This is a genomic window from Leucobacter musarum subsp. musarum, from assembly GCF_001273845.1.
GTDB classification, from domain to species: Bacteria; Actinomycetota; Actinomycetes; order Actinomycetales; family Microbacteriaceae; genus Leucobacter; species Leucobacter musarum.
In genome coordinates this window covers 141,970-163,738 of record NZ_JHBW01000068.1, presented here as the reverse complement: position 1 = coordinate 163,738, position 21,769 = coordinate 141,970, and the positions used below count along the sequence as shown (strand labels likewise).

Genomic DNA, 21,769 nt, shown 5'->3' with positions numbered 1-21,769 from the left:
GGGCGCGCCGCACACCCGAAATGCCACTCCACCGATGCGTAGGCTCCCGTTTCCCCCATCGCATGTCTTTCGCGGGTGCTTAGATGGACGGGTGAATGACCCCTCCATCGCTTCGGCACTCCCCTCCCCCGCAGACTTCAGCTTCACGGTCGAGCATCGACTCGAATCAGGTGGCGCTATCGGGAGCGACGGCTCCCCCCTGGGGCGTGCGGGCACGATCCACACCCCGCACGGCGACATCCAAACGCCCGCGTTCATCCCGGTGGGTACGAAAGCGACGGTCAAGTCGCTGCTTCCTGCAACCGTGACCGAGCTTGGTGGCCAAGCCGTACTCGCCAACGCGTACCACCTGTTCTTGCAGCCGGGCAGCGACCTCGTCGATGAGGCCGGCGGTCTCGGCAAGTTCATGAACTGGGATGGACCGACGTTCACCGACTCAGGCGGATTCCAAGTGATGTCGCTCGGCGTCGGGTTTAAGAAGGTGATCTCGATGAGTGAAACAATGCACTCCGATGCCGAGGTCATCGCCAAGAACAAAGAGCGCCTGGCGCACGTTGATGAAGACGGCGTCACGTTCAAGTCGTTCTTGAACGGCGACAAGCATCGCTTCACCCCCGAGGTCTCGATGCGCATTCAGCACGAGCTCGGCGCCGACATCATCTTCGCGTTCGACGAGTGCACGACCCTGCTCAACACGCGTGCTTATCAAGAGGATTCCGTCGCGCGCACCGAGCGCTGGGCAGTCCGTTGCCTGGACGAGCACGCGCGTCAGACCTCATCTCGCACGCACCGCCCGTACCAGGCACTCTTCGGTGTCGTGCAGGGTGCGCAATACGAAGACCTGCGTCGCCAAGCGGCGTCCGGGCTCGCTCACCTGACCGGAGCCGACGCGACGGATCAGCAGTTCGACGGTTTCGGTATCGGCGGCGCGCTCGAAAAGAGCGAACTCGGCACGATCGTTGGCTGGGTCTCCGATGAACTCCCCGAGTCGAAGCCGCGACACCTACTCGGTATCTCGGAACCGGATGATCTGTTCGCCGGGATCGCTGCCGGCGCAGATACGTTCGACTGCGTCGCCCCGTCGCGCCAGGCGCGAGGTGGCACGATGTACTCGTCGCGCGGCCGCATCAACGCGAAGTCGGCGGGTCAACGCCGCAGCTTCGAATCGCTCGACGCGGAATGCGATTGCTACACCTGCGAGAACTACACCGCTGCATACTTGCACCACCTGTTCAAAGCGAAGGAGATGCTCGGTTCGACGCTGGCGACGATTCACAACGAGCGGTTCATCGTGCGTCTCGTCGAGCGCATTCGCGCGAGCATCATCGACGACACCTTTGCCGAGCTGCGTGACGAGGTGCTCGGACAGCAGTACGGGGTGGAGTACGCTCGGCAAGCGGCTGCCCGGTATGCATCGCAACGCTAGGTGATGCGGAGAGTTCGCCCGACACTGCCGTGTGCGGCAGCTGTCGGGCGAACATCAGCGAGTGAAGTTCGCTATTCGTCGACGCGACCGACGCCGAGTGCCCCGCGAATCATGTCGAGGTTCAGCTTGGCCGCGACTCGGGCGCCGCCGCCCGCAGCGATGATCAACTGCTGCGGACCGGGCGGCACGATATCGCCGACGCCATAAATTCCTCGGATCGACGATTCACCGCGATCGTCGACCTCCAGAAGCCCCCAGCCGTCTCGAGCAATATCGAGATCGCCGAGGAATTCCACCGGGGCATGCCACCGCGGCCGCACGAACCCGCCGACGCGCGGAATCACGGTGCCGTCGGCCAGTCGCACTCCGGTCATCTCCGCGCGTTCGCCGACGATATCGTCGATCGGACGTCGCTCGACACGGATACCGATGCGACCGAGCTGTGCTTCTTGCTCAGCACGCACAGTGTCGGCACCGTTGGTGAACACGATGAGGTCAGAGCTGAAGCGACTAATCAGCAACGCTCGCGCGAAGACGTCGGTCGTCTCTCCAATGAGTGCCAATGGCTTATCGGTCTTCTCGAACCCATCGCATTCCACGCAGCTATGTAGCGCCGTTCCGTAGTAGGCACGAATCATGGGGAGCGCTGGCAGCTCTTCCGTAAGCCCGGCGGCGATGAGTACTCGACGCGCCGTGTACTCGACGTCGGCAGCGCCGCGAATGCCCGCAGCGCGCACCGTGAACCCGATTCCGTCGGGGAACCCTGCTGCACGCGCCTCGGCCTCGTCGAGCGGAACCACCTCTCGTACGATTGCCTGCGCATACAGCGCGGTCGGGTACGCCGTGAATTCTTCCCGGCCAAGCCGACGGAGTTCGAGCGGTGAAGCACCATCGCGTGTCAAAAAACCGTGCGATCGCAGCGTCGCCGAATGACGCGGGCGATTGCTATCGATGATTGCGATGCGTCGATTCGCACGCACGAGTTGCAGCCCGGCGGACAGCCCAGCCGGGCCTCCCCCGATGATTGCGACACCGATCGGTGCTTCAGCCGTCGTCATACTCCTGCTCCGCGTGTTCGGAATCAGCCCGCGAGCTGGGCTTCCAGACGGCTCAAGCGTGCCAGCGACTCATCGCGGCCGAGCAGTTCGAACGACTCGAACAGCGGAGGCGAAACGCGCCGCCCGGATGCCGCGACTCGTAGCGGGCCGAACGCGAGGCGGGGCTTGATGCCGAGCCCATCGATGAGAGCCGACTGCAGGGCTTCCTGGATGCGTTCCGTCGACCACTCGTCTTCTGCAATGGGGTCGAGCGCCGCGATGCTCGCGGCGAGCACCTGTGGCGCGTCGTCTTTGAGGGAGGCGAGCGCGTCGTCTTCGTAGGCGAGATGCTCGGTCGTCGTGAACAGGAATCCGAGCATTCCGACGACGTCGGAGAGCACGGTCACCCGGCTTTGCACCAGCGGAACGGCGCGCCGGATGATATCGCGCTGCGCCTCCGTGGGTTCAATCTGCAGTGCGCCCCCAGCGATGAGGTAGGGCAGAATCCGCTGACCGAAGTCCTCCTCCGACAGCAGTCGGATCTGGTCGGCGTTGATCGAATCGGCCTTCTTCTGATCGAAGCGGGCCGGATTGGGGTTGACGTTGGCGACGTCGAACGCCGCCACCATCTCATCGCTGGAGAAGACGTCGCGATCCGGAGCCAACGACCAGCCGAGCAGCGACAGGTAGTTGAGCAGCCCCTCAGGAATGAAGCCGCGCGAGCGGTGATGCAGCAGGTTAGACTCGGGGTCGCGCTTCGAGAGCTTCTTGTTGCCCTCGCCCAGCACGTAGGGCAGGTGGCCGAACTGCGGGATCGCCTGGGCGATGCCGAGCTCGACCAGCGCGCGGTGCAGCGCGATCTGCCGCGGCGTGGACGAGAGCAGATCTTCGCCGCGGAGCACGTGCGTGATGCCCATGAGCGCGTCGTCAACCGGATTCACCAGCGTGTACAGCGGAGCACCGTTGGGGCGCACGACGACGAAGTCGATAGTGGAACCCGCAGGGAAGGTGATGTCGCCGCGCACGAGATCGGTGAACGACAAATCGGTGTCGGGAACGCGGAACCGCAGGGCGGGCTCGCGGCCCTCGGCACGGAACGCGGCACGCTGCTCGTCGGTGAGATCGCGATCGAAGTTGTCGTACCCGAGCTGCTTCGGGCGACCCGCGGCGATGTTGCGCGCATCGATCTCTTCGGCAGTGGAGTAACTTTCGTAGAGGTACCCGCCCTCGCGGAGCTGGGCGATCACCCCCTGGTAGATGTCACCGCGCTGCGACTGACGGTACGGGCCATTCGGGCCACCGATATCGATGCCCTCGTCCCAGTCGAGACCCAGCCACCGCAGTGAATCGATGATCTGGCCGTAGCTCTCTTCGCTGTCGCGCGCGGCATCCGTGTCTTCGATGCGGAAGACGAAGGTGCCGCCGGTGTGCCGGGCGTACGCCCAGTTGAACAGTGCGGTGCGCACCATGCCGACGTGCGGCGTACCGGTCGGCGACGGGCAAAAGCGAACACGGACATCGGCTCCGGTCGCAGTGGAAAACTGGGGGCTCTCGGTGTGTGACATCAACGTCAGTCTAGCGTCGTGCAGGCTCCCGTAGGCGAACGGTGCACACGACGCCCGCAACGATGAGCACCGCCGCGACGCTCGAGAGCACGGGGAATCCTCCGGTCGCGAAGAGCACACCAGATACGGCGCCGAAGAGCGCGCCCGCCGCGTTCATCGCGGTATCGGCCTGCCCTTGGCGTGCCGGTCGATCGGCTGCGGGAGTGAGTGCGGTGACCAGCGCCGCGCCCGCGACCGTCACGAGGCTCCACCCCACGCCGAGCAGCACCAGTGAAATCTGCACGGCGGGCACGGACTCGCCGCCGAGTGCGGTGCCGATCGCCGCGAGGGCGAGCAGCGCGAATCCCGCGAGCACCACAGGCACCGCACCGAAGCGCCCAGCGGCCAGGCCGACCAGGGGCGACAGTGCGTACATGCCGGCGATGTGCAGACTGATCGTGATGCCGACGAGCTCGATGCTGCCGCCGTGGTGCGTCAGGTGCAGCGGCGTCATCGCCATGATGCCCACCATGACCGCGTGCCCGATCGCCACGGCGGCGATGGCGAGGATCTGAGCCGTACGCGCACCCGGCGCGACCGACGGCACGGTGCGCGACGGTGCCGCGAGCACGACCCCGAGCTCAGTCTCACGGCCGACGTCGACTGCCGCGCGGCGCCGCGCTTCAAGCAGTGGGTCCGGTCGAAGACCACCCCAGACTACGAGCCCCGCCGCGAGCTGCGCGACGATCGTGAACAGGAAGATGCCCGAGAGCGGATGCAGACCCAGCGCATGCCCGATGGACTCACCCGGGCCGATCAGATTCGGTCCGATGACCGCGCCGACGGTGATCGACCAGACGACGGATGAGAGGTCTCGTGCGCGCTGCGCCGGGCTCGCAAGGTCGGTCGCGGCGAACCGCGCTTGCAGTTGCACAGCGGCCGCAATGCCGAGCACCGCGAGGCCGACAAACAGCAGCCCGCCGAGCTCCGCGCCGGCCGCGATGATGACGAGCGCCGCACCGGCGACAGCGCCTAAATTGCCTGAGGCGAGCGCCACGCGACGCCCGCGGCGAGCCGCGAGGCGGGCCAACGGAATCCCCGCGAGGGCAGCCCCCACGGCGTTCATCGTCGACCCGAACCCCGAGAGTGCCGGATTGCCGGTGACCTCGGAGATCAGCAGTGCCCCTGCCGACAACGATGCGCCCACCCCGAGGCCGCCGAGCACCGTGGCGGCTGCGAGCACCGCGACCGTGCGGCGCTGCACGCGGTGCGGCGCGATCACCTTAGACAGGCTGACCGACTGCTTCGAGATGCCAGGCCGACCCGTCGACCGCGGCGAGTAGACGCTTGGCGAGCCGCACCTGCGGGCTCTCGTTGGCGGTCGACATCGACACCAGCCCGATCGTGCGGTATCGCGGCGGGTCGAGCGGCAAGGCGCGCGCGTCTTCGGGCAGGATGCGCGCTGCAGCCAGTGCCAGGCCCGGAACCAGCGCGACCGCTCCACCTGCCGCGGCCATCGCGAGCATCGCGGGCACGTTGTCGGTCTCCTGGATGATGTCGGGCTCGAAGCCGGCGTCGGCGGCTGCAGCGAGCAGGTGGCCACGGCACTTCTCGCATCCGGCGATCCAGTGCTCTGCAGAGAAGTCGCCGAGCCGTGCGGTCGATTCGCCGGCCGCTCGCTCATCAGAGGCGACCAGGTGCACTTCTTCGCGCCACAGCGGCAAGAACGCGCTGCCCGCCGGAAGTTCTGCCGCACCCTCGTAGTCGAAGATGAGGGCGCAGTCGACCTCACCGTCGCGCAGCATTGCCGTGGCCGCAGGCGGTTCGGCTTCCCGGTACTGCAGCGCCACGTCGGGCGCTTCGATCGCGAGCTGACGCATGAGGGTGGGAACGACCGTTGCGCTCGCGCTCGGGAATCCGACGAGGCGCAGGGTGCCCGCACGTTCCCCCCGCAAGTCGTCGATCGCCGCCAGCGCCGCATCGATTTCGGTGACGACGGTGCGCCCGTGATCCGCGAGAATGCGGCCCGCGGTCGTCAGTCGGATTCCACGGCCGTTGCGCTCGATGAGCGGCACGGCCAAGCGGGTCTCCACGCGCTTGATGCGCTGGCTCACCGCGGGCTGGCTCAGCCCGAGGCTCTGCGCCGCGGCCGTGAGCGAACCTGTGGTGGCGAGTGCATGGAGAATGCGAAGCTCGGTCGAGTCGATCGACCCGAGCGGATCGGCAGTGCGCGTCGTACTCATGAGAGCAGTGTACACGAGACATAACTTAAAGCAAAGCAAAGCATAAGAATGATTCCATTTCATTATGCCTTGCGCTCTTCTAGCCTGGCGTGATGATCTCCCTCCCCGCGATCGCCGACGTGCAGGCGCAGTTCCCTCGAGTTCCCGGATACCTGTCGGCTTGCACCGCCGGCCTCCCCGCTCACGTCACGACCGACGCGGTGCGTGCATTCGTGGATGTGTGGGCGTCGGGGCGCATGCGCGCCGACACGATCAGCGAGCAGGTCGAGCAGTGCCGTGCACTTTACGGGCGACTCGCCGGGGTACCCGCCCACCGGGTCGCCGTGGGCACTCAAGCCTCTCAGTTCGCATCGATCGTCGCGACGGCCGTGCCCGACGGCGGGGAGGTGCTCTGCGTCGTCGGCGACTTCGCCTCACTCACGCACCCGTTCGAACAGCTTGCCCGGCGCGGCGTGCGCGTGCGTTACGCCCCGCTCACCGAGCTCGCCGCGTCGGTGCGCCCGACAACGGACCTCGTCGCGTGGTCGCACGTGCAATCCGCGTGCGGATCGATCGCGGACTCCTCGTCGATCGCCCGCGCTGCGGCATCAGCCGGCGCGCGCACGTGCGTCGACCTCACCCAGGCGCTCGGCTGGCTCCCCGTCGACGCGGGAGACTTTGATTTCACCATCTGCCACGCGTACAAGTGGCTGAGTGCTCCGCGTGGCTCTGCGTTCCTCACCGTACGAGAGGGCCTCGACGACGACCTAGTGCCGCTCGCCGCGGGATGGTGCTCGGCAGATGATCCCTGGTCGTCGTGCTACGCCGGGCACACACCGCTCGCCGCGGGCGCCGGACGGTTCGACCTCTCCCCCGCGTGGCCGGTCATCGGCGGCACCGTAGCGGCGCTCGACACGATGGTCGGCATCGACCCGGCAGCGGCGCACGCGCATGCGGTCGGCTTGGCGTCGCAGGCGCGTGAGCAGCTCGGGATCGCCAGAGCAGCGAACGACCCGGGCGCCACTGGCCGTTCGGCGATCGTCACCTGGGCTGACCCCGACGGGCTTGACCTCGCGGCGATGACGCGCGCCGGCATCGTGGCCTCCGGCCGCGCCGGGAACGCCCGCGTCGCCTTCCATCTCTGGAACACGACCGACGACGTCGACCTGCTGGTCGCAGCGCTCGGGCGCTGACTCGGGCGCTTAGCCGGCGGCGGCGAAGGCTTCGGCTTCGGCCTTGTCTTGCTCCGTCGCGACCAGCTGGCCGCAGGCACCGTCGATCTCCTTGCCGCGGGTGTCGCGCAGCGTCGTCGGGATGCCGGCAGCATTCAACCGGTCGACGAACTCGCGCGTGACCTCACGGGTCGACGACGTCCAGATGGAGCCCGGCGTCGGGTTCAGCGGGATCGGGTTCACGTGCACCCAGCCGCGCCCACGCGCATTGAGCTTCTCGGCGAGCAGGTCGGCGCGCCATGCGTGGTCGTTCATGTCTTTGATGAGCGCGTACTCGATCGAGACGCGTCGACCCGTCGTCTCGTAGTAGTGGTACGCCGCGTCGAGCACCTCCTCGACCTTCCATCGGCTGTTCACCGGGATCAGGTCGTCGCGCAGCTGGTCGTCGGGGGCGTGAAGCGACAGCGCGAACGTGATGGGGATGTTCTCGTCCGCGAGCTTGCGGATGGCGGGGGCGAGCCCCACCGTCGACACCGTGATGCCACGAGCCGACATGCCGAGGCCCTCGGGCGACGGTGCGATCATGCGGTGCACCGCATTCATCACGCGCTTGTAATTGGCGAGCGGCTCACCCATGCCCATGAAAACGATGTTGTTGACACGCTCGGGTTCGGCACCGTTGCCCTCGCGGCGCTTGCGGCCGAGGCCGCCCTCGGCGATGACGCGGTTGGCCTGCACGATCTGGTCAAGAATCTCGGCCGTCGACATGTTGCGCGTCAGGCCGGCCTGGCCGGTGGCGCAGAACGGGCAGTTCATGCCGCAGCCGCACTGGCTGGAGACGCACAGGGTGATACGACCCGGGTAGCGCATGAGCACGGACTCGACGAGCGCACCGTCGAACAGGCGCCACAAGAATTTGATGGTGTCGCCGTCGTCGGTGACGAGGCGCTTCACCTCGGTGAGCAGCGGCGGGAAGAACGCCTCGGCGAGCTCCTCGCGGCGGTCCTTCGGCAAATCGGTCATCTGCTCGGGGTCGGTGGTGCGGTGCTCGAAGTAGTGCTTCGAGATCTGCTTGGCACGGAACTTGGGCACGCCCATCTCGACGACCTTCGCCTCGCGCTCTTCGAGCGTCAGGTCAGCGAGGTGCGTAGCGGGCTGCTTCACGCGGGGTGAGGCGAACTGCAGCGTCGGGCGGCCGTCGGGGCCGGCGATCTGCTTCCAACCCTCGGCCTTCGGGCGCACCTGCGGGCGCGACGCCGCACCGGCCGCGGCGGGCCGGGTCTTGATCAGCGGCGTGCTCTTGGGGGCGCGATCATGGTTGAGCTTGTTGGGATCCACACCGTCTATTGTCGCAGGTCGCGGCGCGGGCCGATCACAGCAGGCGCGAACGGATCAGGAAGCGACGACCTTCCGGCGCTTCGAGGGAGAACCCGCTGCCGCGCCCGGGCACCGCGTCGACGGTGAGGTGGGTGTGCGCCCAGACGCCGAACTGCTCGCGCGACATCCAGAACCCGATCTCTCGCGATTCGGGCGCGGGATCGCCTCCCGCAGCGGCTTCCACAGCTGCAGCGGGCAGTTCGAGCGTGCCGAGCAGCACGTCTTGATCGCCCGTGCGGAACTCGCCGCGCTGGTAGCACATTGGCGAGCTGCCGTCGCAGCAGCCGCCGGACTGGTGGAACATGAGCGGCCCGTGCATCGCCCACAGCTGTTCGATCAGGCGCAGCGCGTCCGGCGTGAAGGCGAGTCGGCTTTCCGACTCCCCCGCGACCTCAGGTCGCGCTGCGATGGTGCCGGGAAGCTCTGCCGTACCCGCGGGGGCAGGAGGTGCCGGCGATCCGGACACGGTACACGCGTCGCCGATGTTCGTCGGCGACGAAACTGATTCTGGAGCACTCATGAGCGCGTTCCTCTCCGCGGCCGCACTGCCGCTGCTGCTCCCCAGCCTACGCCGGGTGTGGGGATGGGCCCCGCCGCTGTAGGCCTCGGGGCCCATCCGGTCTCACGCCGCCGCGAGGCGGAGCACGACGCGACCATCGATCTTGCCGGCGCGCATCTCGTCGAGCACGTCATTGACGTCCTCGAGCGGGCGCTCTGCGACGGTCGGGTGGATCAGGCCGCGCGCATAGAAGTCGAGCGCCTCGATCATGTCTTGCCGCGTGCCCACGATCGAGCCGCGGATGGTGAGGCCCTTGAGCACGATGTCGAAGATCGGCGCGGGGAAGTCTCCCGGCGGCAGACCGTTGAAGACAATGGTGCCGCCGCGGCGGGTCATGCCGATCGCCTGCCCGAAGGCGGAGGGGTGAACGGCCGTGACGAGCACCCCATGCGTGCCGCCGGTGAGTCGCTGGATCTCGGCCACTGGATCGGTCTCGCGAGCGTTCACTACGACCTCGGCTCCGTGGCGCTGCGCGAGCGCAAGCTTCTCGTCGGAAATGTCGACCGCGGCGACGCGCATACCCATCGCCACGGCGTATTGCACGGCAATGTGCCCAAGCCCACCGATTCCCGAGATAACGACCCACTGCCCGGGCCGCACCCCCGTCACCTTCAGCCCCTTGTAGACCGTCACCCCGGCGCAGAGCACCGGTGCGACCTCGACGGGGTCGGAACCGGCTGGCACCACCGCAGCGTAGGCGGCGTCGACGAGCATGTACTCGGCGAACGAGCCGTCGACGGAGTATCCGCCGTTCTGCTGCTGCTCGCAGAGCGTCTCCCACCCGGTGCGGCAGAATTCGCAGTGACCGCAGGCGGACCAGAGCCACGCATTGCCCACGAGGTCGCCGACCGCGACGTTCGTCACGCCCTCACCGATCGCTTCGACAATGCCAACGCCCTCGTGTCCGGGGACGAACGGGGGGCTCGGCTGCACGGGCCAATCCCCCTCGACGGCGTGCAGGTCGGTGTGGCAGACCCCCGTGGTCAACACGCGAACGAGCGCCTGGCCCGGCCCGGGCGTCGGGATCTCCAGCGCCTCGACATCGAGGCGGGCGCCGAAGGCGGGCACGGATGCCCCACGCATCGTTGCGCCATCTGTGCGGGCATCGGCCGATCGTGCGGTGGTCTGAATCGGAAGCGTCGTACTCATCGTGCGGTGTCCTTTCTCAGTGCGGATGCGGGGTGGCTCGTCGGCTTAGAAGAAGCCATCGGCCGTCTCGCGGTAGCTCACGAGCAGATTCTTCGTCTGCTGGTAGTGGTCGAGCATCATCAAGTGGTTCTCACGGCCGATGCCGCTCGATTTGTAGCCGCCGAACGCGGCGTGCGCCGGGTAGGCGTGGTAGTTATTCACCCACACGCGGCCCGCCTGGATCGCGCGGCCGGCGCGGTACGCGGTGGTGCCGTTGCGGCTCCAGACGCCGGCGCCCAGGCCGTACAGGGTGTCGTTCGCGATGCGGATCGCGTCGTCGAAGTCCGTGAACGTCGTGGCCGAGACGACGGGCCCGAAGATCTCCTCCTGGAAGATGCGCATCGAGTTGTCGCCGCGGAAGATGGTCGGCTGAATGTAGTACCCGCCCGAGAACTCGCCGCCGAGATCTTCGACGCCACCGCCGGTCAGCACCTGCGCGCCCTCCTGACGGCCGATGTCGAGATACGACTTGATCTTCTCGAACTGGTCGTTCGATGCCTGGGCACCGACCATCGTGTCGGTGTCGAGCGGATTGCCGCGGGTGATGCGCTCGGTGCGCTCGACGACCGCGTCGAGGAAGTCGTCCGCGATCGACTCATGGATGAGCGCGCGCGACGGGCAGGTGCAGACCTCTCCCTGGTTCAGCGCGAACATCGTGAATCCCTCTTGGGCTTTGTCCCAGTACGCGTCGTCTTGGGCGCGCACGTCCTCGAAGAAGATGTTCGGGCTCTTGCCGCCGAGCTCGAGGGTGACCGGGATGATGTTGTCGGATGCGTACTGCATGATCAGGCGGCCGGTGGTCGTTTCGCCGGTGAAGGCGATCTTGCGGATCCGCGGGTTCGATGCGAGCGGCTTGCCGGCTTCGGCGCCGAACCCGTTCACAATGTTCACAACACCGGCGGGCAGCAGGTCCCCGATGAGTTCGAACAAGAACAGGATCGACGTGGGCGTCTGCTCCGCGGGCTTCAGCACGATGGCGTTGCCCGCGGCCAGTGCGGGAGCGAGCTTCCAGACCGCCATCAAGATGGGGAAGTTCCAGGGAATGATCTGGCCCACCACGCCCAGCGGCTCGTGGAAGTGGTACGCGACGAGATCCTCGTCGATCTGTGAGACCCCGCCCTCTTGCGCGCGGATCGCTCCGGCGAAGTAGCGGAAGTGGTCGATCGCGAGCGGAATGTCGGCGTTCAGCGTTTCACGGACGGCCTTGCCGTTGTCCCAGGTCTCGGCGACCGCAATGGCCTCCAGATTCTGCTCGATGCGATCCGCAATGCGGTTCAGGATCACCGCGCGCTCTGCGGGGCTCGTACGCCCCCACGCTGGTGCTGCGGCGTGGGCCGCATCGAGCGCCGCCTCGATGTCTTCGGCAGTGCCGCGGGCCACCTCGCAGAATGCCTTACCCGTCACGGGCGTGATGTTCTCGAAGTACTGGCCCTTTACCGGCGCCACCCACTCGCCGCCGATGTAGTGCTCGTAGCGCGACTTGAAGGTCACGAGCGAATCCGGGTGCCCGGGTGCTGCGTACACGGTCATGGTGCATCTCCTCTGACGTCGTTGTCGGTGCCGATCACTCGGTGAGGATCGGTTGCGACGACGGTACGTCTGCGGACGTTGCACGCACGTTGCGCGCGTGTTTCGCGGCGGTTATCCGAGCTGTTCGAGTCGGGCGACGACGCGGGCGCGCTTGGGCGACATCGGCGGCAGCACCTGCAGCAGGGTCTCCCACACCTGCGCATCGTCGGACGCCCAGTTCTGCGCGTAGGCGAACAACGCATCGGGGGCGGCCGACTGCAGCATGGACTCCCGCAGGGTCGCATCGACCGATGCCCGCAGCTCCTCGACGACGGGCGCACTCGAGGCGGGAAGCACCGGACCTTCATAGGCCGCGAGCGCCAAGCGATGGGCGCCGCGTCCGAGTGCCTCGAGGCTCTCGGTGGCGTCGACCCGCACGCCGGGCTCGAGCCGGTAGGGCCGGGAAGCGAGAGCGAGCCCCGTATCGTGCTGCTCGAGCCACTTGCGCAGGCGCACCATCTCCGGGCGGAGCGTGCCCTCTGCTCCGTCGTGCCCGTAGATCTGCCGGGCGAGCGCAGTGGCACCGAGCCCGCGCGGTGACGCAGCCAGGGCGAGCAGGATCTCGGCGTGCCGACCCGCGACGGGCAGAGCGCGGCCTCCGCACTCGAGCACGGCGGGGTCGCGACCGAGCACGACGAGGCGCGGTGCGGGGCCTGCAGAGGCGATGGGCGCCCGAGGCCGTCGGCTGCTCGTGCGGGCACCGCGATCCTGCTCCATGCGCCGTCTGAGAGCCGCGAGCTGTAGTTCGGCCTCGACCGCGGCCACTGTCGCGTCCATGAGCGGCATCAGGTGCGGAGACGCGGCGCCGTCGCCGCCCGTCACGTCGATGACACCGATGATGGCGCCGCTTACCGGGTCGTGCACCGGCGCCGCGGTACAACTCCACGGGTGCACCGCGCGCGAGTAGTGCTCGGCACCGAGCACCTGCAGGGCGTGGTCGAGAGCGAGCGCACTCCCGGGCGCGCTCGTGCCGACCGCGCGCTCGGACCAGTCCATGCCCGCACGGAACCCCATATCTTCCGCACGGGTGCGCAGTCGCGCGTCTCCGTCGACCCAGAGCAGCCGACCGGACGCGTCGCCGAGCGCGACAATGAATCCCGACTCGCTTGCCTCCTCGAGCAGCAGGCGGCGCACCACCGGCAGCGCCTCGCCGATCGGGTGCGTCCGCTGCAGATCGACGAGCGCGTCGGCATCGATCGCCGGGCGGTCGGGCACGCGGTCGGGGTCGACGGTGTGATGCTGCGCTCTGAGCCAGGACTCCAGCACGAGGGGGCGCACCGCGGTGGCCTGTGCGAACTGAGCTCGGCCGTCAGAGTCGAGCACGATTCCTCGATCTGCCACGAACCGCTCGTGCGCGCGTTCGAGCATTCGCCGTCGCTCCAGCGCCGATTCCCCGCGCCGCAGCGCCTGCCAGGTGTGAGACATCACGACCCCCTCCTCGCGGTCCCGAATGCTCAGAGCGTACCCGACTCGGCTTGCATCGTGCCGAGCGTTACACGTCGCCTCGCTGCAGATCGAGCATGCCGGGGTGACGCCGCGGGTCGGCCCGGTTGCGCAATCCCGCCGCCGCGCACCAGGTGAGCACGCACTCGGGAGGGCTGACATCTTCGATACCCGCACGGTATCCGACGAGCGCGACTGCCCCGATGAGGGCCGTCAGTGGGCGGGCCGTGCCGGCGATCTGCACGCGGGCATAGTCGGTGCCGGATCGCAGCATCAGCCGAGTGACCGCGCTCCAGGGCAGATCGATGTCTCGTGAGCCGATCGCGGCCGTAAGCCCGTGGGGCGTGACTCTCAGGTGCAGCGTGCCGGCACTCACTCGGAGCACGGCGGCCAGCACGAAGAATGCCGCGATGCCGATCACCGCAGAGATCCACACCACCTGCCAGCGCGGCAGCCAGTCTCGCTCAGTGCCGGTGAGTGCGATGAGCAACGCGACCGCCGCGGTTCCCGCACACACGATGGTGCCGACCAGCAGCGCAACGAACACGCCGAACGGCAATGCGAGCGCCCGCACGCGCAGCACGGCCTCGGCACCGTCGGCCACAACGACCCACCCAACGGGCCGGTTCGCCCGCCTGCTCACGGTTCGCGATGCGCGCCGCGGTACAGCCCCAGGAGCGCGCTGATGCCGCCGGAGCGCCAATGCTCGAGTTGTGCCCGCGCGCCACCGCCCTGCTTCCGACGTTCGATGAAGGCTGTCACCAGTGCGAGGTCGCCCGCGCGTTCGAGCTCGGGTGCGACGTGGACGAGCAGCGCGTCGACGACGTCGAAAGCCGGTCGCGGATCACCGGAAGTCGGATCGACCAGCACCGACTCGAGCCCGTTACGCGCCGCTACCCAGTGTGCGCCGCGCAGGTGGTCGCGCTGCGGTTCTTCGACCACCGTGCCGAGCTCATGCTCGCGCAACGCCCGAGCGACCAGGGCCCGGAAGAGCAGCCCGTACGCGACCGCGTCGCCCGCGGCCAACTGGGAATCGGCGAGGCGGGCTTCGATGGTCGGGTACTTGTCGGAGAGCCGAACGAGCCAGTTCACGAGTCCACCGTCGAGCAGGGCGCCCGAGCGCACCAAGCCGGAGACGACGCGATCGTATTCGGCCGCGTCGTCGAACTTCGGCGGGTACCCCGAGGTCGGCCACTGCTGAATCGACATGAACCGCCAGTCGGCGTAGCCGGTCTCTTCACCGAGCCAGATCGGCGAGTTCGCGGTCAACGCGACGAGTGCCGGCGACCACGGTGCGATACGCGCGATCGCACCGACGCCGGCATCTCTCGAGGGCACCTCGACGTGCACGTGTGTGCCCGTCGAGTAGTAGCGCGTCACCATGCCGCGCATCGCCGATTCGATGTCGCGGTAGCGCTGCTTGCCGACTCGCGTACCGTGCCGTTCACCCCCGAGCGGAGGCAGACCGGACCCCGCGAGCACGACGCCCTCGCTATCAGCGGCGTCGGCGGCGGCGACCCGGAACTCGCTCAGGGCATGCAGCGCCTGCGCGCTCGACTCGCACACCGGAGTTGCGGTCTCCAGCTGGCAGTGAAAGTACTCGTGCTCCGCAAGCCGGCCCGGTAGCGCGGCGATCATCTCGTCGACGGCATCGCGGGGCACACCGGTCTGCGCGTCGAGCAGCAGGTACTCTTCTTCGACGCCGAATCTCGGCGACGCGGCGGGGGTCGCAGCCATCTCAGCACCTGCTCCTTCGTCGGGAGATTCCAGTGTGGCACAGGCCGTTCGCCTCAGGACCACGGCGCGTCACGAAGCGTGCTCGCCGGCTGGCATCGAACGCGATCGACCGCTACCCGGTGCCGAAGAGCCCAGCACCGTGGCGCGTGAGCACGCGATAGGCGTCGCCGAAGTTCTGGGGCGGACTTGCGCGCTCCTCGGGGGTGCCGTATCGCGAGAGTAGCAGCCCAATGAGGCCCTTCGCCGGCGGGCTGAGCGGTCGCATCGGGTGTGCGTCAGCCGGATGCGGACCCGCTTCTCCACTCGGAGGAACGTACGCCGCCGACGTCTGCGGCCAGTCGGCGATATTGCGCGGCACACGCCGATTGAACGCCGCGTCGAGCGTCGGCGCCTCCGCGTCACGTCGCGTGAGGGGCTCGAGGCCGAAGCGTTTGCACAGCGATGCGATCACCGACCCATGGTGCATCGCCCCCGAGAACACAGACCCCCGCTCGACGTGCGCCGAGACCAGGATCGCGGGGACGCGGCAGCCCAGACGATCGAACGTGAACCCCATCTCTCCTGCGCCTGAGTCGTCGGGCGGCGTCGCGGCTGGCGGCGGCACGTGGTCGTACGTGCCCCCGTGCTCGTCGAACGTGATGAGCAGCGCCGTGTTCAGATAGTTCGACCCGCGCTCCGACATCGCGTCACGCAGCGCCGAATACACCTCGTGAATCAGCGCGTCACCCGCGCGGACGTCGGAGACCGCCCCGTCGACCACCTTCTCCCCATCGACGGAGCTTTCGGCCGGCGTGCCGACCGGCGGATGGAAGTCGTTGTGATTGAAGATCATGCGCGGCTCAATGAACGCATAGGCCGGCAGCGTGCCCGCGGCCACATCGTCATGGAATTGCCGCATCGTCGCGAAGTGCTCCGTCTTCCAGTACTTCTCGAGCACCGGAGCGTGCAGCAGGCCGGTGAATGAGATGAGCTGCAACTCGTCGAAGTAGATGCGCCAGGTCAGCCCGGCCTCCTCGAGCCGATTCAGAATCGTCGGGGTCGGTGCGGCGTTCAACCACTTGTCGATGCCCCCGAGCGAGTTCGTGACGAAGCCGTGCGAAGTCGAAGCGTTGAAGAAACTGCGATTGCAAAAGGTTTGGCTCGGGACCGCGCAGTGCCAGTGATCAAAGACGCCGAACTCACGGGCGAGCCTCGAGACCACCGGCAGCATCTCGGGGTCGAACGACCCCATGATCTGATCGCGCTCGGTGGCGGTCGGCTTGCGCCCCGAGCGGCCGACGAAATCGGCCTCATAGTCGAGCACGAAACCGTCCATGCGCGGGTGCGCGGCGTCGCTGGGCGCGTTGTATGGCGCCGTCATGTCGGCAACGTCGCGCCCTCGGTTCTGCGGGTCGATCCGCCCGAACAACTGCGTGTTGACGTGGGGGTACTCCTCGCCCGGGTCGGGGTCGGGCTGCCCCATGATGCGGTCGGTGGGGCCGGCATAGCGGTGCGCCGACACCTCGGTGCCGTCGGCCGCCGCATTGCGGTAGTCGCCGAACGCGAGCCCGGCGAATTCGCCCGAGGCCGGAGGGGAGTCAGGGGTGTAGAGGTACCCGAGCAGGTTGTCGAAGGAGCGGTTCTCCCCCATGAGCACGACCAGATGATCGAAGCCCGGGTTCGCGCGCGGCTTCGGCACGGCGAAGCGCTCGGGCACATAGGTCGAACCATGCGTGTCAGCGGCGCGTTCACTCGCGACGCCCCACGCGGTCGCGGCGCCGCCCGCGCCGAGCGCTGCCCCCGCGGCGAGGATGCCGCCCCGGCGCAAAAACGCGCGGCGGCTGGTCCCGGATTCGGCCTGGGCCGCTCCCTCCGGGTGCTCGTCCTCGGGCACGGGGGCTGGGCTCATACGACCCGGTTTCTCAGAATGCCGATGCCCTCGATCTCGACCTCGACCGTGTCTCCGGCTTCGAGCAACCCGACGCCCGCCGGGGTGCCCGTGAGGATGACATCACCGGGCAGCAGTGTGAAGGCCTGCGACGCGTATGACACGATGCGCGCGAGCGAGTGAATGAGCTGCGACGTGCGGCCGTCCTGTCGCACCTCGCCGTTGACTCGCGTGACCACGCGGGCGTCGGCGAGATCGGGATCGGTCTCGATGATCGGCCCGAGCGGGCAGAAAGTATCGAAGCCCTTGCCCCGCGCCCACTGCCCGTCCTTGATCTGCAGGTCGCGCGCCGTGACATCGTTCGCGCACGTGAAGCCGAACACGTATTTCAGTGCGTCGTCTTCTGAAACGTCTTTCGCGACGGCGCCGATGACGAGAGCCAGTTCGCCCTCGTGCTCGACGCGGTTCGAGATCGATGGCCGCACGATCGCATCGTCGGGCCCGATGATCGAGGTGTTCGGCTTCAAGAAGAGCAGCGGCTCCTCGGGCGCCCCGCCGTCGATGCCGGTAATCCCCTGCATCTCGGCGACGTGGTCGGCGTAATTCTTACCGACGCAGACAATCTTGGAGCGGGGAATGACCGGAGCGAGCAACTGGGCGTCTTCCAGCTTGAAGCGCCGCCCGGTGGTGTCGTAGCCCGCCACCATTGGGTCGCCGCTGAGCTCCACGAGCTCGACTCCGCTGCCCTGCTCGGCGTGATCGAGCACACCAAACGCGATCTCGCCATCGATCTGAAAACGTGCGACCTTCATCGTGCGAGCTCCGCTGCGCCGACGATCACGTTGAGCCACCCGTGGCGATCTTCCACGGTACCGAACTGAATCCCGGTGAGTTCTTCGCGCAGCGACATCGTCAGCGCGCCGGGAGCCGCATCGCCGAAGTCGATGGCGAACCCGGCACCCTTGAGCTGGCGAATCGGGGTGATCACCGCCGCGGTGCCGCAGGCGAAGGCCTCGGTGATGGTGCCCTGCGCGACGCCTTCGCGCCACTCCGATACCGTCACCTCCCGCTGCTCGACCGCGTGGCCACGGTCTTCGGCGAGCTGGATCAGGCTGCGACGAGTGATGCCATCGAGAATGTTGCCGTTCAGCTGCGGCGTCACCAGTGTGCCGTCGGAACGGACCAGGAAGAGGTTCATGCCGCCGAGCTCGTCGATGGTGTCTTCCGTCGCCGAATCGGTGAAGAGCACCTGCTGGCAGCCGTTCTCAGCCGCGACCTGCTGCGGCAGCAGGGAGGCCGCGTAGTTGCCGCCGCACTTCGCCGCACCGGTACCGCCGCGACCCGCGCGTGCGAAATCTTCTGACAGCCAGATCGAGACCGGCTTCACGCCTCCGGTGAAGTACGGGCCTGCCGGGCTCGCGATGATCAGGAAACGCGCGCGCTCGGCCGCGCGCACGCCGAGAAAGCTCTCGTCGGCGATCACGAACGGGCGCAGGTAGAGGCTCTGGTCGGCCCCGCTCGGCACCCAGGCCGCGTCGACGCTCACCAGTTCGCGAATCGCCGCAACGAACAGCTTTTCGGGGATCTCGGGCAGCGCGAGACGACGGGCCGACTCATTCAGCCGACGCGCGTTCGCCTCGGGCCGGAAGGTGACGACTGAGCCGTCGGGGCGGCGGTACGCCTTGAGGCCCTCGAAGATCTCTTGGCCGTAGTGGAGCACCGAAGATGCCGGATCCATCGGGATCGGCCCGTAGGGCAGCGCCTCGGCATCGTGCCAACCGGCCTCTTTCGTCCACGTGATCGAGATCATGTGATCGGTGAAGTGATTGCCGAAGCCGGGATCGGCGAGCAGCGCCTCGCGCTCGGCGTCGGAGAGGCGGTCAGCCTCGGTACGGGTGAACTGCAGGTCGGTCATCGAAATTCTTTCTCGCGTGAGTGGAAGCGGGGTCAGGCCCCGCGCTGCGGAAGCTGTGCGATCACGGCGTCGCCGATCTCGGAGGTGCGGCGTGCACCGGCACTTCGAGAGGCGAGGTCGGCACGGACGGCGTCGCGGATGCGATCGCCATCGGTGACGAGCCCCAGATGATCGAGCATGAGACCCGCGGAGAGGATCGCCGCGGTCGGGTCTGCCTGCTGCTGCCCCGCGATGTCGGGTGCAGAGCCGTGCACCGGCTCGAACATACTCGGGAACGTGCCGTCGGGATTGATGTTGCCGGAGGCCGCGAGCCCGATGCCGCCGCCGATAGCGCCGGCCAGGTCCGTGAGGATATCTCCGAACAGGTTATCAGTGACAATGACGTCGAAACGCGACGGATCTTGCACCATGAAGATGGTGGCCGCGTCGACGTGCATGTAATCGACTGCGATGTCGGGGTACTCGGCGGCGACCGACTGCACGATGCGCTGCCAGGTGGCACCGGCGTGCACGAGCACATTGGTCTTGTGTACCCAGGTGAGCTTCTTGCGCGGGCGCGTCAGAGCCGTTTCGAATGCGTAGCGCACGACGCGCTCGATGCCGAACGCGGTGTTGACCGAGACTTCGGTAGCGACCTCAGCGTGGGTGCCCGGGCGCAGACGCCCACCATTGCCGGCATACGGCCCCTCAGTGCCCTCGCGGACCACGACGAAGTCAACGTCTCCCGGTGCCGCAAGCTTGGATTCGACACCGGGGAACAGCGTGCAGGGCCGCACATTGGCGTAGTGCTCGAAGTCGAAGCGCAGCTTCAGCAGCAGCCCGCGCTCGATATTCGCATCGCGCAGGCGAGGGTCACCCGGCACTCCCCCGACAGCGCCGAACAGGATCGCATCGTGCTCGGCGATCGCCGCCTGCTCGGCCTCGGGCAGCGTGTCGCCCGTCTCGAGAAAGCGGTCGGCGCCGAGTCGGAACTCCGTGCGATCGAGCACCACATCGCCGCCGTCGAGCACCGCATCGAGCACCCGATTCGCCTCGGCGATGACCTCGGGGCCGATCCCGTCACCCGGAATGACTGCGAGCTTGATGGTACGGGTCACGTGGCGCTCCTTCGTTGCGTGCGAACCCCTCCAGCATACTGCCGAGATTCACACACGATTCGACTGCGCCCCGCTGCTGCACGACAGTGGCGCAGCCTGCGCTCGGCACCGAACAGTGCCAGAAACAGCAGAAGCCCCACCCGAAGGTGAGGCTTCTGCGTTCGGTGACCCCAGCGGGATTCGAACCCGCGTTACCGCCGTGAGAGGGCAGCGTACTAGGCCGCTATACGATGGGGCCGAACGTGATTCCCAGCTCTTCGGGCTTCCCCGCCGCGCTGGCAACTCATATATATAAACACACGCCAGGCCACTGAGCCAAATCGGGGCCCGTCGCCCGGGTGTGTCCCGCATGATTCCGGGGAACGCGTCGCGCGCGCTCCCCGGAATCACGCAGGTCAGAAATCAGCGGTGCGATGCGGGCGGGCCCACTTCGCTGGCGTGTCCGGACCATCCCACACCTTGACGACTCCCCACGCAACTGCGGCGATAGGCACTGCGAGGATCGCGCCGAGGATTCCGCTGAGTACCGTGCCGATGGTCAACGCCAGCAGAATCACCAGGGAGTGCAGCTTGAGCGCGCGCCCCATCAGCACGGGCTGCAGGAAGTTGCCCTCGAGCTGGTTCACTAGAATCACGACGCCGACGACGATGATCGCATTCACCGGGCCGTTCGCCACGAGTGCGACCAGGGCTGCGAGGATGCCCGCGACGGTCGCACCGACGATCGGGATGAATGCGAGCACAAAGACGAGTACGGCGAGCGGCAGCGCGAGCGGCACCTGCAGGATCACCAGGCCGAGCCCGATGCCGAGCGCATCGACGGCGGCGACCGCGGCCGTGCCGCGCACGTAGGAGCCCAGGGTCTCGACCGTCTTCGCCCCCGCGCGCTCCGCGCGGCGCAGGCCCTCTCCCTGGAAGGGTCGCAGCAGGAAGCGCCAGATACTGGGGCCGTCCTTGAGGAAGAAGAAGAGCACGACGACCATGAGCACGAGACCGGTGATGAAGCTGGTCACGGCCCCCACACCGGCGAGTGCCCCGGATCCGAACTGCGCGCTCGTCAGGAAGTCGGTGATCTGGTCGCCCCACTCATGCAGCTGGGATTGATCAGGAAGGAACGGCAGCGTCTTCGACCAGTCGACAACCTGCGCGAAACCGTCTTGCGCCTGCGACGACAGATCATCCCACTGGTCGCGCACGGCCCAGACGATGAGCCAGCCGATGCCCGTCAGCATCACGACAATTCCAAGCAGCACGATGGCGGCCGCAAGCGCACCGGGAACCCGACGTCGACGCAACCACGCGGTGACCGGCGAGAACGTGCTCGCGAAGATCAGCGCGAGCAGGATGGGGATGACCACCGTGGTGAGCGAGCGCATTCCCCAGATCACCGCGGCAGTGAGCAGCAGCACAATGATGATCTGCAGCGATCGCGTGGCCATCAGGCCGAAGCCGTCGCTCCATGTGTGTTTCACGGAACGCGGCGCTGGCCGCTCGGCGGCCTCACCGTACTCCAAACGCGTCAGTCGATCCTCGATCTCGCGTTTCGCACCCCAGCCGAACATGTGCACTCCCCTTCGTCGATCGAGTTGTCTTGCACCCGCCGACCCGGCGGGTCT

18 protein-coding genes and 1 tRNA gene are annotated in these 21,769 nt (G+C 67.5%); 2 read left to right on the top strand and 17 right to left on the bottom strand.

The annotated features are described in order from the left end of the window. Positions 1 to 91 precede the first annotated feature (91 nt). Positions 92 to 1,426, top strand: a complete 1,335-nt coding sequence (tgt, locus tag CH42_RS06765) for a tRNA guanosine(34) transglycosylase Tgt (RefSeq protein WP_053352440.1) — start codon at positions 92 to 94, stop codon at positions 1,424 to 1,426. A gap of 71 nt (positions 1,427 to 1,497) precedes the next feature. Here the strand turns inward: tgt and CH42_RS06760 are convergent, their stop codons facing one another. Genes CH42_RS06760 through CH42_RS06745 form a run of 4 tightly spaced genes read right to left on the bottom strand, consistent with a single transcriptional unit; the run spans position 1,498 to position 6,250 of the window. Next, positions 1,498 to 2,484 carry an NAD(P)/FAD-dependent oxidoreductase gene (locus CH42_RS06760; RefSeq protein WP_053352439.1) on the bottom strand — a complete coding sequence of 329 codons (987 nt, stop codon included), beginning with the start codon at positions 2,482 to 2,484 and terminating at the stop codon, positions 1,498 to 1,500. Positions 2,485 to 2,507: 23 nt separating this feature from the next. Further along, a complete protein-coding gene (gltX, locus tag CH42_RS06755; protein WP_053352438.1) occupies positions 2,508 to 4,028 on the bottom strand; it encodes a glutamate--tRNA ligase in 1,521 nt (506 codons plus the stop codon). Positions 4,029 to 4,038: 10 nt separating this feature from the next. Next, the gene (locus CH42_RS06750; RefSeq protein WP_075205275.1) at positions 4,039 to 5,289 is read right to left on the bottom strand and encodes an MFS transporter; all 1,251 of its coding nucleotides are present in this window, start codon (positions 5,287 to 5,289) and stop codon (positions 4,039 to 4,041) included. A gap of 1 nt (position 5,290) precedes the next feature. After that, positions 5,291 to 6,250, bottom strand: coding sequence for a LysR family transcriptional regulator (locus tag CH42_RS06745; protein ID WP_053352437.1), 960 nt, complete (start codon positions 6,248 to 6,250; stop codon positions 5,291 to 5,293). A 92-nt stretch (positions 6,251 to 6,342) separates the two neighbouring features. On the opposite strand from CH42_RS06745, the gene CH42_RS06740 reads away from it, so the two are divergent. Next, a complete protein-coding gene (locus CH42_RS06740; RefSeq protein WP_053352436.1) occupies positions 6,343 to 7,422 on the top strand; it encodes an aminotransferase class V-fold PLP-dependent enzyme in 1,080 nt (359 codons plus the stop codon). Between the two features lie 9 nt (positions 7,423 to 7,431). On the opposite strand, the gene rlmN is transcribed toward CH42_RS06740, so the two are convergent. The 13 genes from rlmN to CH42_RS06675 form a co-directional block, all read right to left on the bottom strand. Further along, positions 7,432 to 8,739 (bottom strand): 23S rRNA (adenine(2503)-C(2))-methyltransferase RlmN, encoded by a 1,308-nt coding sequence (gene rlmN / locus CH42_RS06735; protein ID WP_053352435.1) that lies wholly within the window; start codon positions 8,737 to 8,739, stop codon positions 7,432 to 7,434. A 34-nt stretch (positions 8,740 to 8,773) separates the two neighbouring features. Beyond that, a complete protein-coding gene (locus tag CH42_RS06730; RefSeq protein ID WP_082309330.1) occupies positions 8,774 to 9,298 on the bottom strand; it encodes a DUF779 domain-containing protein in 525 nt (174 codons plus the stop codon). 102 nt (positions 9,299 to 9,400) lie between these two features. After that, positions 9,401 to 10,420: an alcohol dehydrogenase AdhP gene (gene adhP / locus CH42_RS06725; RefSeq protein ID WP_053352462.1), complete on the bottom strand. Its 1,020-nt coding sequence runs from the start codon at positions 10,418 to 10,420 to the stop codon at positions 9,401 to 9,403. Between the two features lie 111 nt (positions 10,421 to 10,531). Beyond that, on the bottom strand, positions 10,532 to 12,055 hold the full coding sequence (gene exaC, locus CH42_RS06720; RefSeq protein ID WP_053352434.1) for an acetaldehyde dehydrogenase ExaC: 1,524 nt from the start codon (positions 12,053 to 12,055) through the stop codon (positions 10,532 to 10,534). A 111-nt stretch (positions 12,056 to 12,166) separates the two neighbouring features. After that, positions 12,167 to 13,519 carry a hypothetical protein gene (locus CH42_RS06715; protein WP_075205274.1) on the bottom strand — a complete coding sequence of 451 codons (1,353 nt, stop codon included), beginning with the start codon at positions 13,517 to 13,519 and terminating at the stop codon, positions 12,167 to 12,169. A 67-nt stretch (positions 13,520 to 13,586) separates the two neighbouring features. Then, positions 13,587 to 14,141, bottom strand: a complete 555-nt coding sequence (locus CH42_RS06710) for a hypothetical protein (RefSeq protein WP_053352432.1) — start codon at positions 14,139 to 14,141, stop codon at positions 13,587 to 13,589. Positions 14,142 to 14,176: 35 nt separating this feature from the next. Next, a complete protein-coding gene (locus CH42_RS06705; protein WP_053352431.1) occupies positions 14,177 to 15,274 on the bottom strand; it encodes a carboxylate-amine ligase in 1,098 nt (365 codons plus the stop codon). Between the two features lie 112 nt (positions 15,275 to 15,386). After that, positions 15,387 to 17,162, bottom strand: a complete 1,776-nt coding sequence (locus tag CH42_RS06700; protein WP_053352430.1) for an alkaline phosphatase family protein — start codon at positions 17,160 to 17,162, stop codon at positions 15,387 to 15,389. Beyond that, the gene (locus CH42_RS06695; protein ID WP_053352429.1) at positions 17,159 to 17,953 is read right to left on the bottom strand and encodes a fumarylacetoacetate hydrolase family protein; all 795 of its coding nucleotides are present in this window, start codon (positions 17,951 to 17,953) and stop codon (positions 17,159 to 17,161) included. The genes CH42_RS06700 and CH42_RS06695 overlap by 4 nt, the downstream gene beginning before the upstream one ends. After that, positions 17,950 to 19,056: a branched-chain amino acid aminotransferase gene (locus tag CH42_RS06690; RefSeq protein ID WP_053352428.1), complete on the bottom strand. Its 1,107-nt coding sequence runs from the start codon at positions 19,054 to 19,056 to the stop codon at positions 17,950 to 17,952. Before CH42_RS06690 ends, CH42_RS06695 begins: the two co-directional genes overlap by 4 nt. 32 nt (positions 19,057 to 19,088) lie before the next feature. Next, positions 19,089 to 20,153, bottom strand: a complete 1,065-nt coding sequence (locus CH42_RS06685; RefSeq protein WP_053352427.1) for a 3-isopropylmalate dehydrogenase — start codon at positions 20,151 to 20,153, stop codon at positions 19,089 to 19,091. 165 nt (positions 20,154 to 20,318) lie between these two features. Beyond that, positions 20,319 to 20,391 (bottom strand) — tRNA-Glu (locus tag CH42_RS06680). Between the two features lie 157 nt (positions 20,392 to 20,548). Next, complete coding sequence (locus CH42_RS06675; protein ID WP_053352426.1) at positions 20,549 to 21,715, bottom strand: AI-2E family transporter; 1,167 nt, start codon at positions 21,713 to 21,715, stop codon at positions 20,549 to 20,551. Positions 21,716 to 21,769: the final 54 nt, after the last annotated feature.

Excerpts from the sequence above, each read along its gene's own strand:
- CH42_RS06760 (WP_053352439.1), bottom strand. The coding sequence starts at position 2,484 with ATGACGACGGCTGAAGCACCGATCGGTGTCGCAATCATCGGGGGAGGC.
- gltX (WP_053352438.1), bottom strand. The coding sequence starts at position 4,028 with ATGTCACACACCGAGAGCCCCCAGTTTTCCACTGCGACCGGAGCCGAT.
- CH42_RS06745 (WP_053352437.1), bottom strand. The coding sequence starts at position 6,250 with ATGAGTACGACGCGCACTGCCGATCCGCTCGGGTCGATCGACTCGACC.
- CH42_RS06740 (WP_053352436.1), top strand. The coding sequence starts at position 6,343 with ATGATCTCCCTCCCCGCGATCGCCGACGTGCAGGCGCAGTTCCCTCGA.
- CH42_RS06730 (WP_082309330.1), bottom strand. The coding sequence starts at position 9,298 with ATGAGTGCTCCAGAATCAGTTTCGTCGCCGACGAACATCGGCGACGCG.
- adhP (WP_053352462.1), bottom strand. The coding sequence starts at position 10,420 with ATGCGTGGGGCATCCGTGCCCGCCTTCGGCGCCCGCCTCGATGTCGAG.
- exaC (WP_053352434.1), bottom strand. The coding sequence starts at position 12,055 with ATGACCGTGTACGCAGCACCCGGGCACCCGGATTCGCTCGTGACCTTC.
- CH42_RS06715 (WP_075205274.1), bottom strand. The coding sequence starts at position 13,519 with ATGTCTCACACCTGGCAGGCGCTGCGGCGCGGGGAATCGGCGCTGGAG.
- CH42_RS06705 (WP_053352431.1), bottom strand. The coding sequence starts at position 15,274 with ATGGCTGCGACCCCCGCCGCGTCGCCGAGATTCGGCGTCGAAGAAGAG.
- CH42_RS06700 (WP_053352430.1), bottom strand. The coding sequence starts at position 17,162 with ATGAGCCCAGCCCCCGTGCCCGAGGACGAGCACCCGGAGGGAGCGGCC.
- CH42_RS06695 (WP_053352429.1), bottom strand. The coding sequence starts at position 17,953 with ATGAAGGTCGCACGTTTTCAGATCGATGGCGAGATCGCGTTTGGTGTG.
- CH42_RS06690 (WP_053352428.1), bottom strand. The coding sequence starts at position 19,056 with ATGACCGACCTGCAGTTCACCCGTACCGAGGCTGACCGCCTCTCCGAC.
- CH42_RS06675 (WP_053352426.1), bottom strand. The coding sequence starts at position 21,715 with ATGTTCGGCTGGGGTGCGAAACGCGAGATCGAGGATCGACTGACGCGT.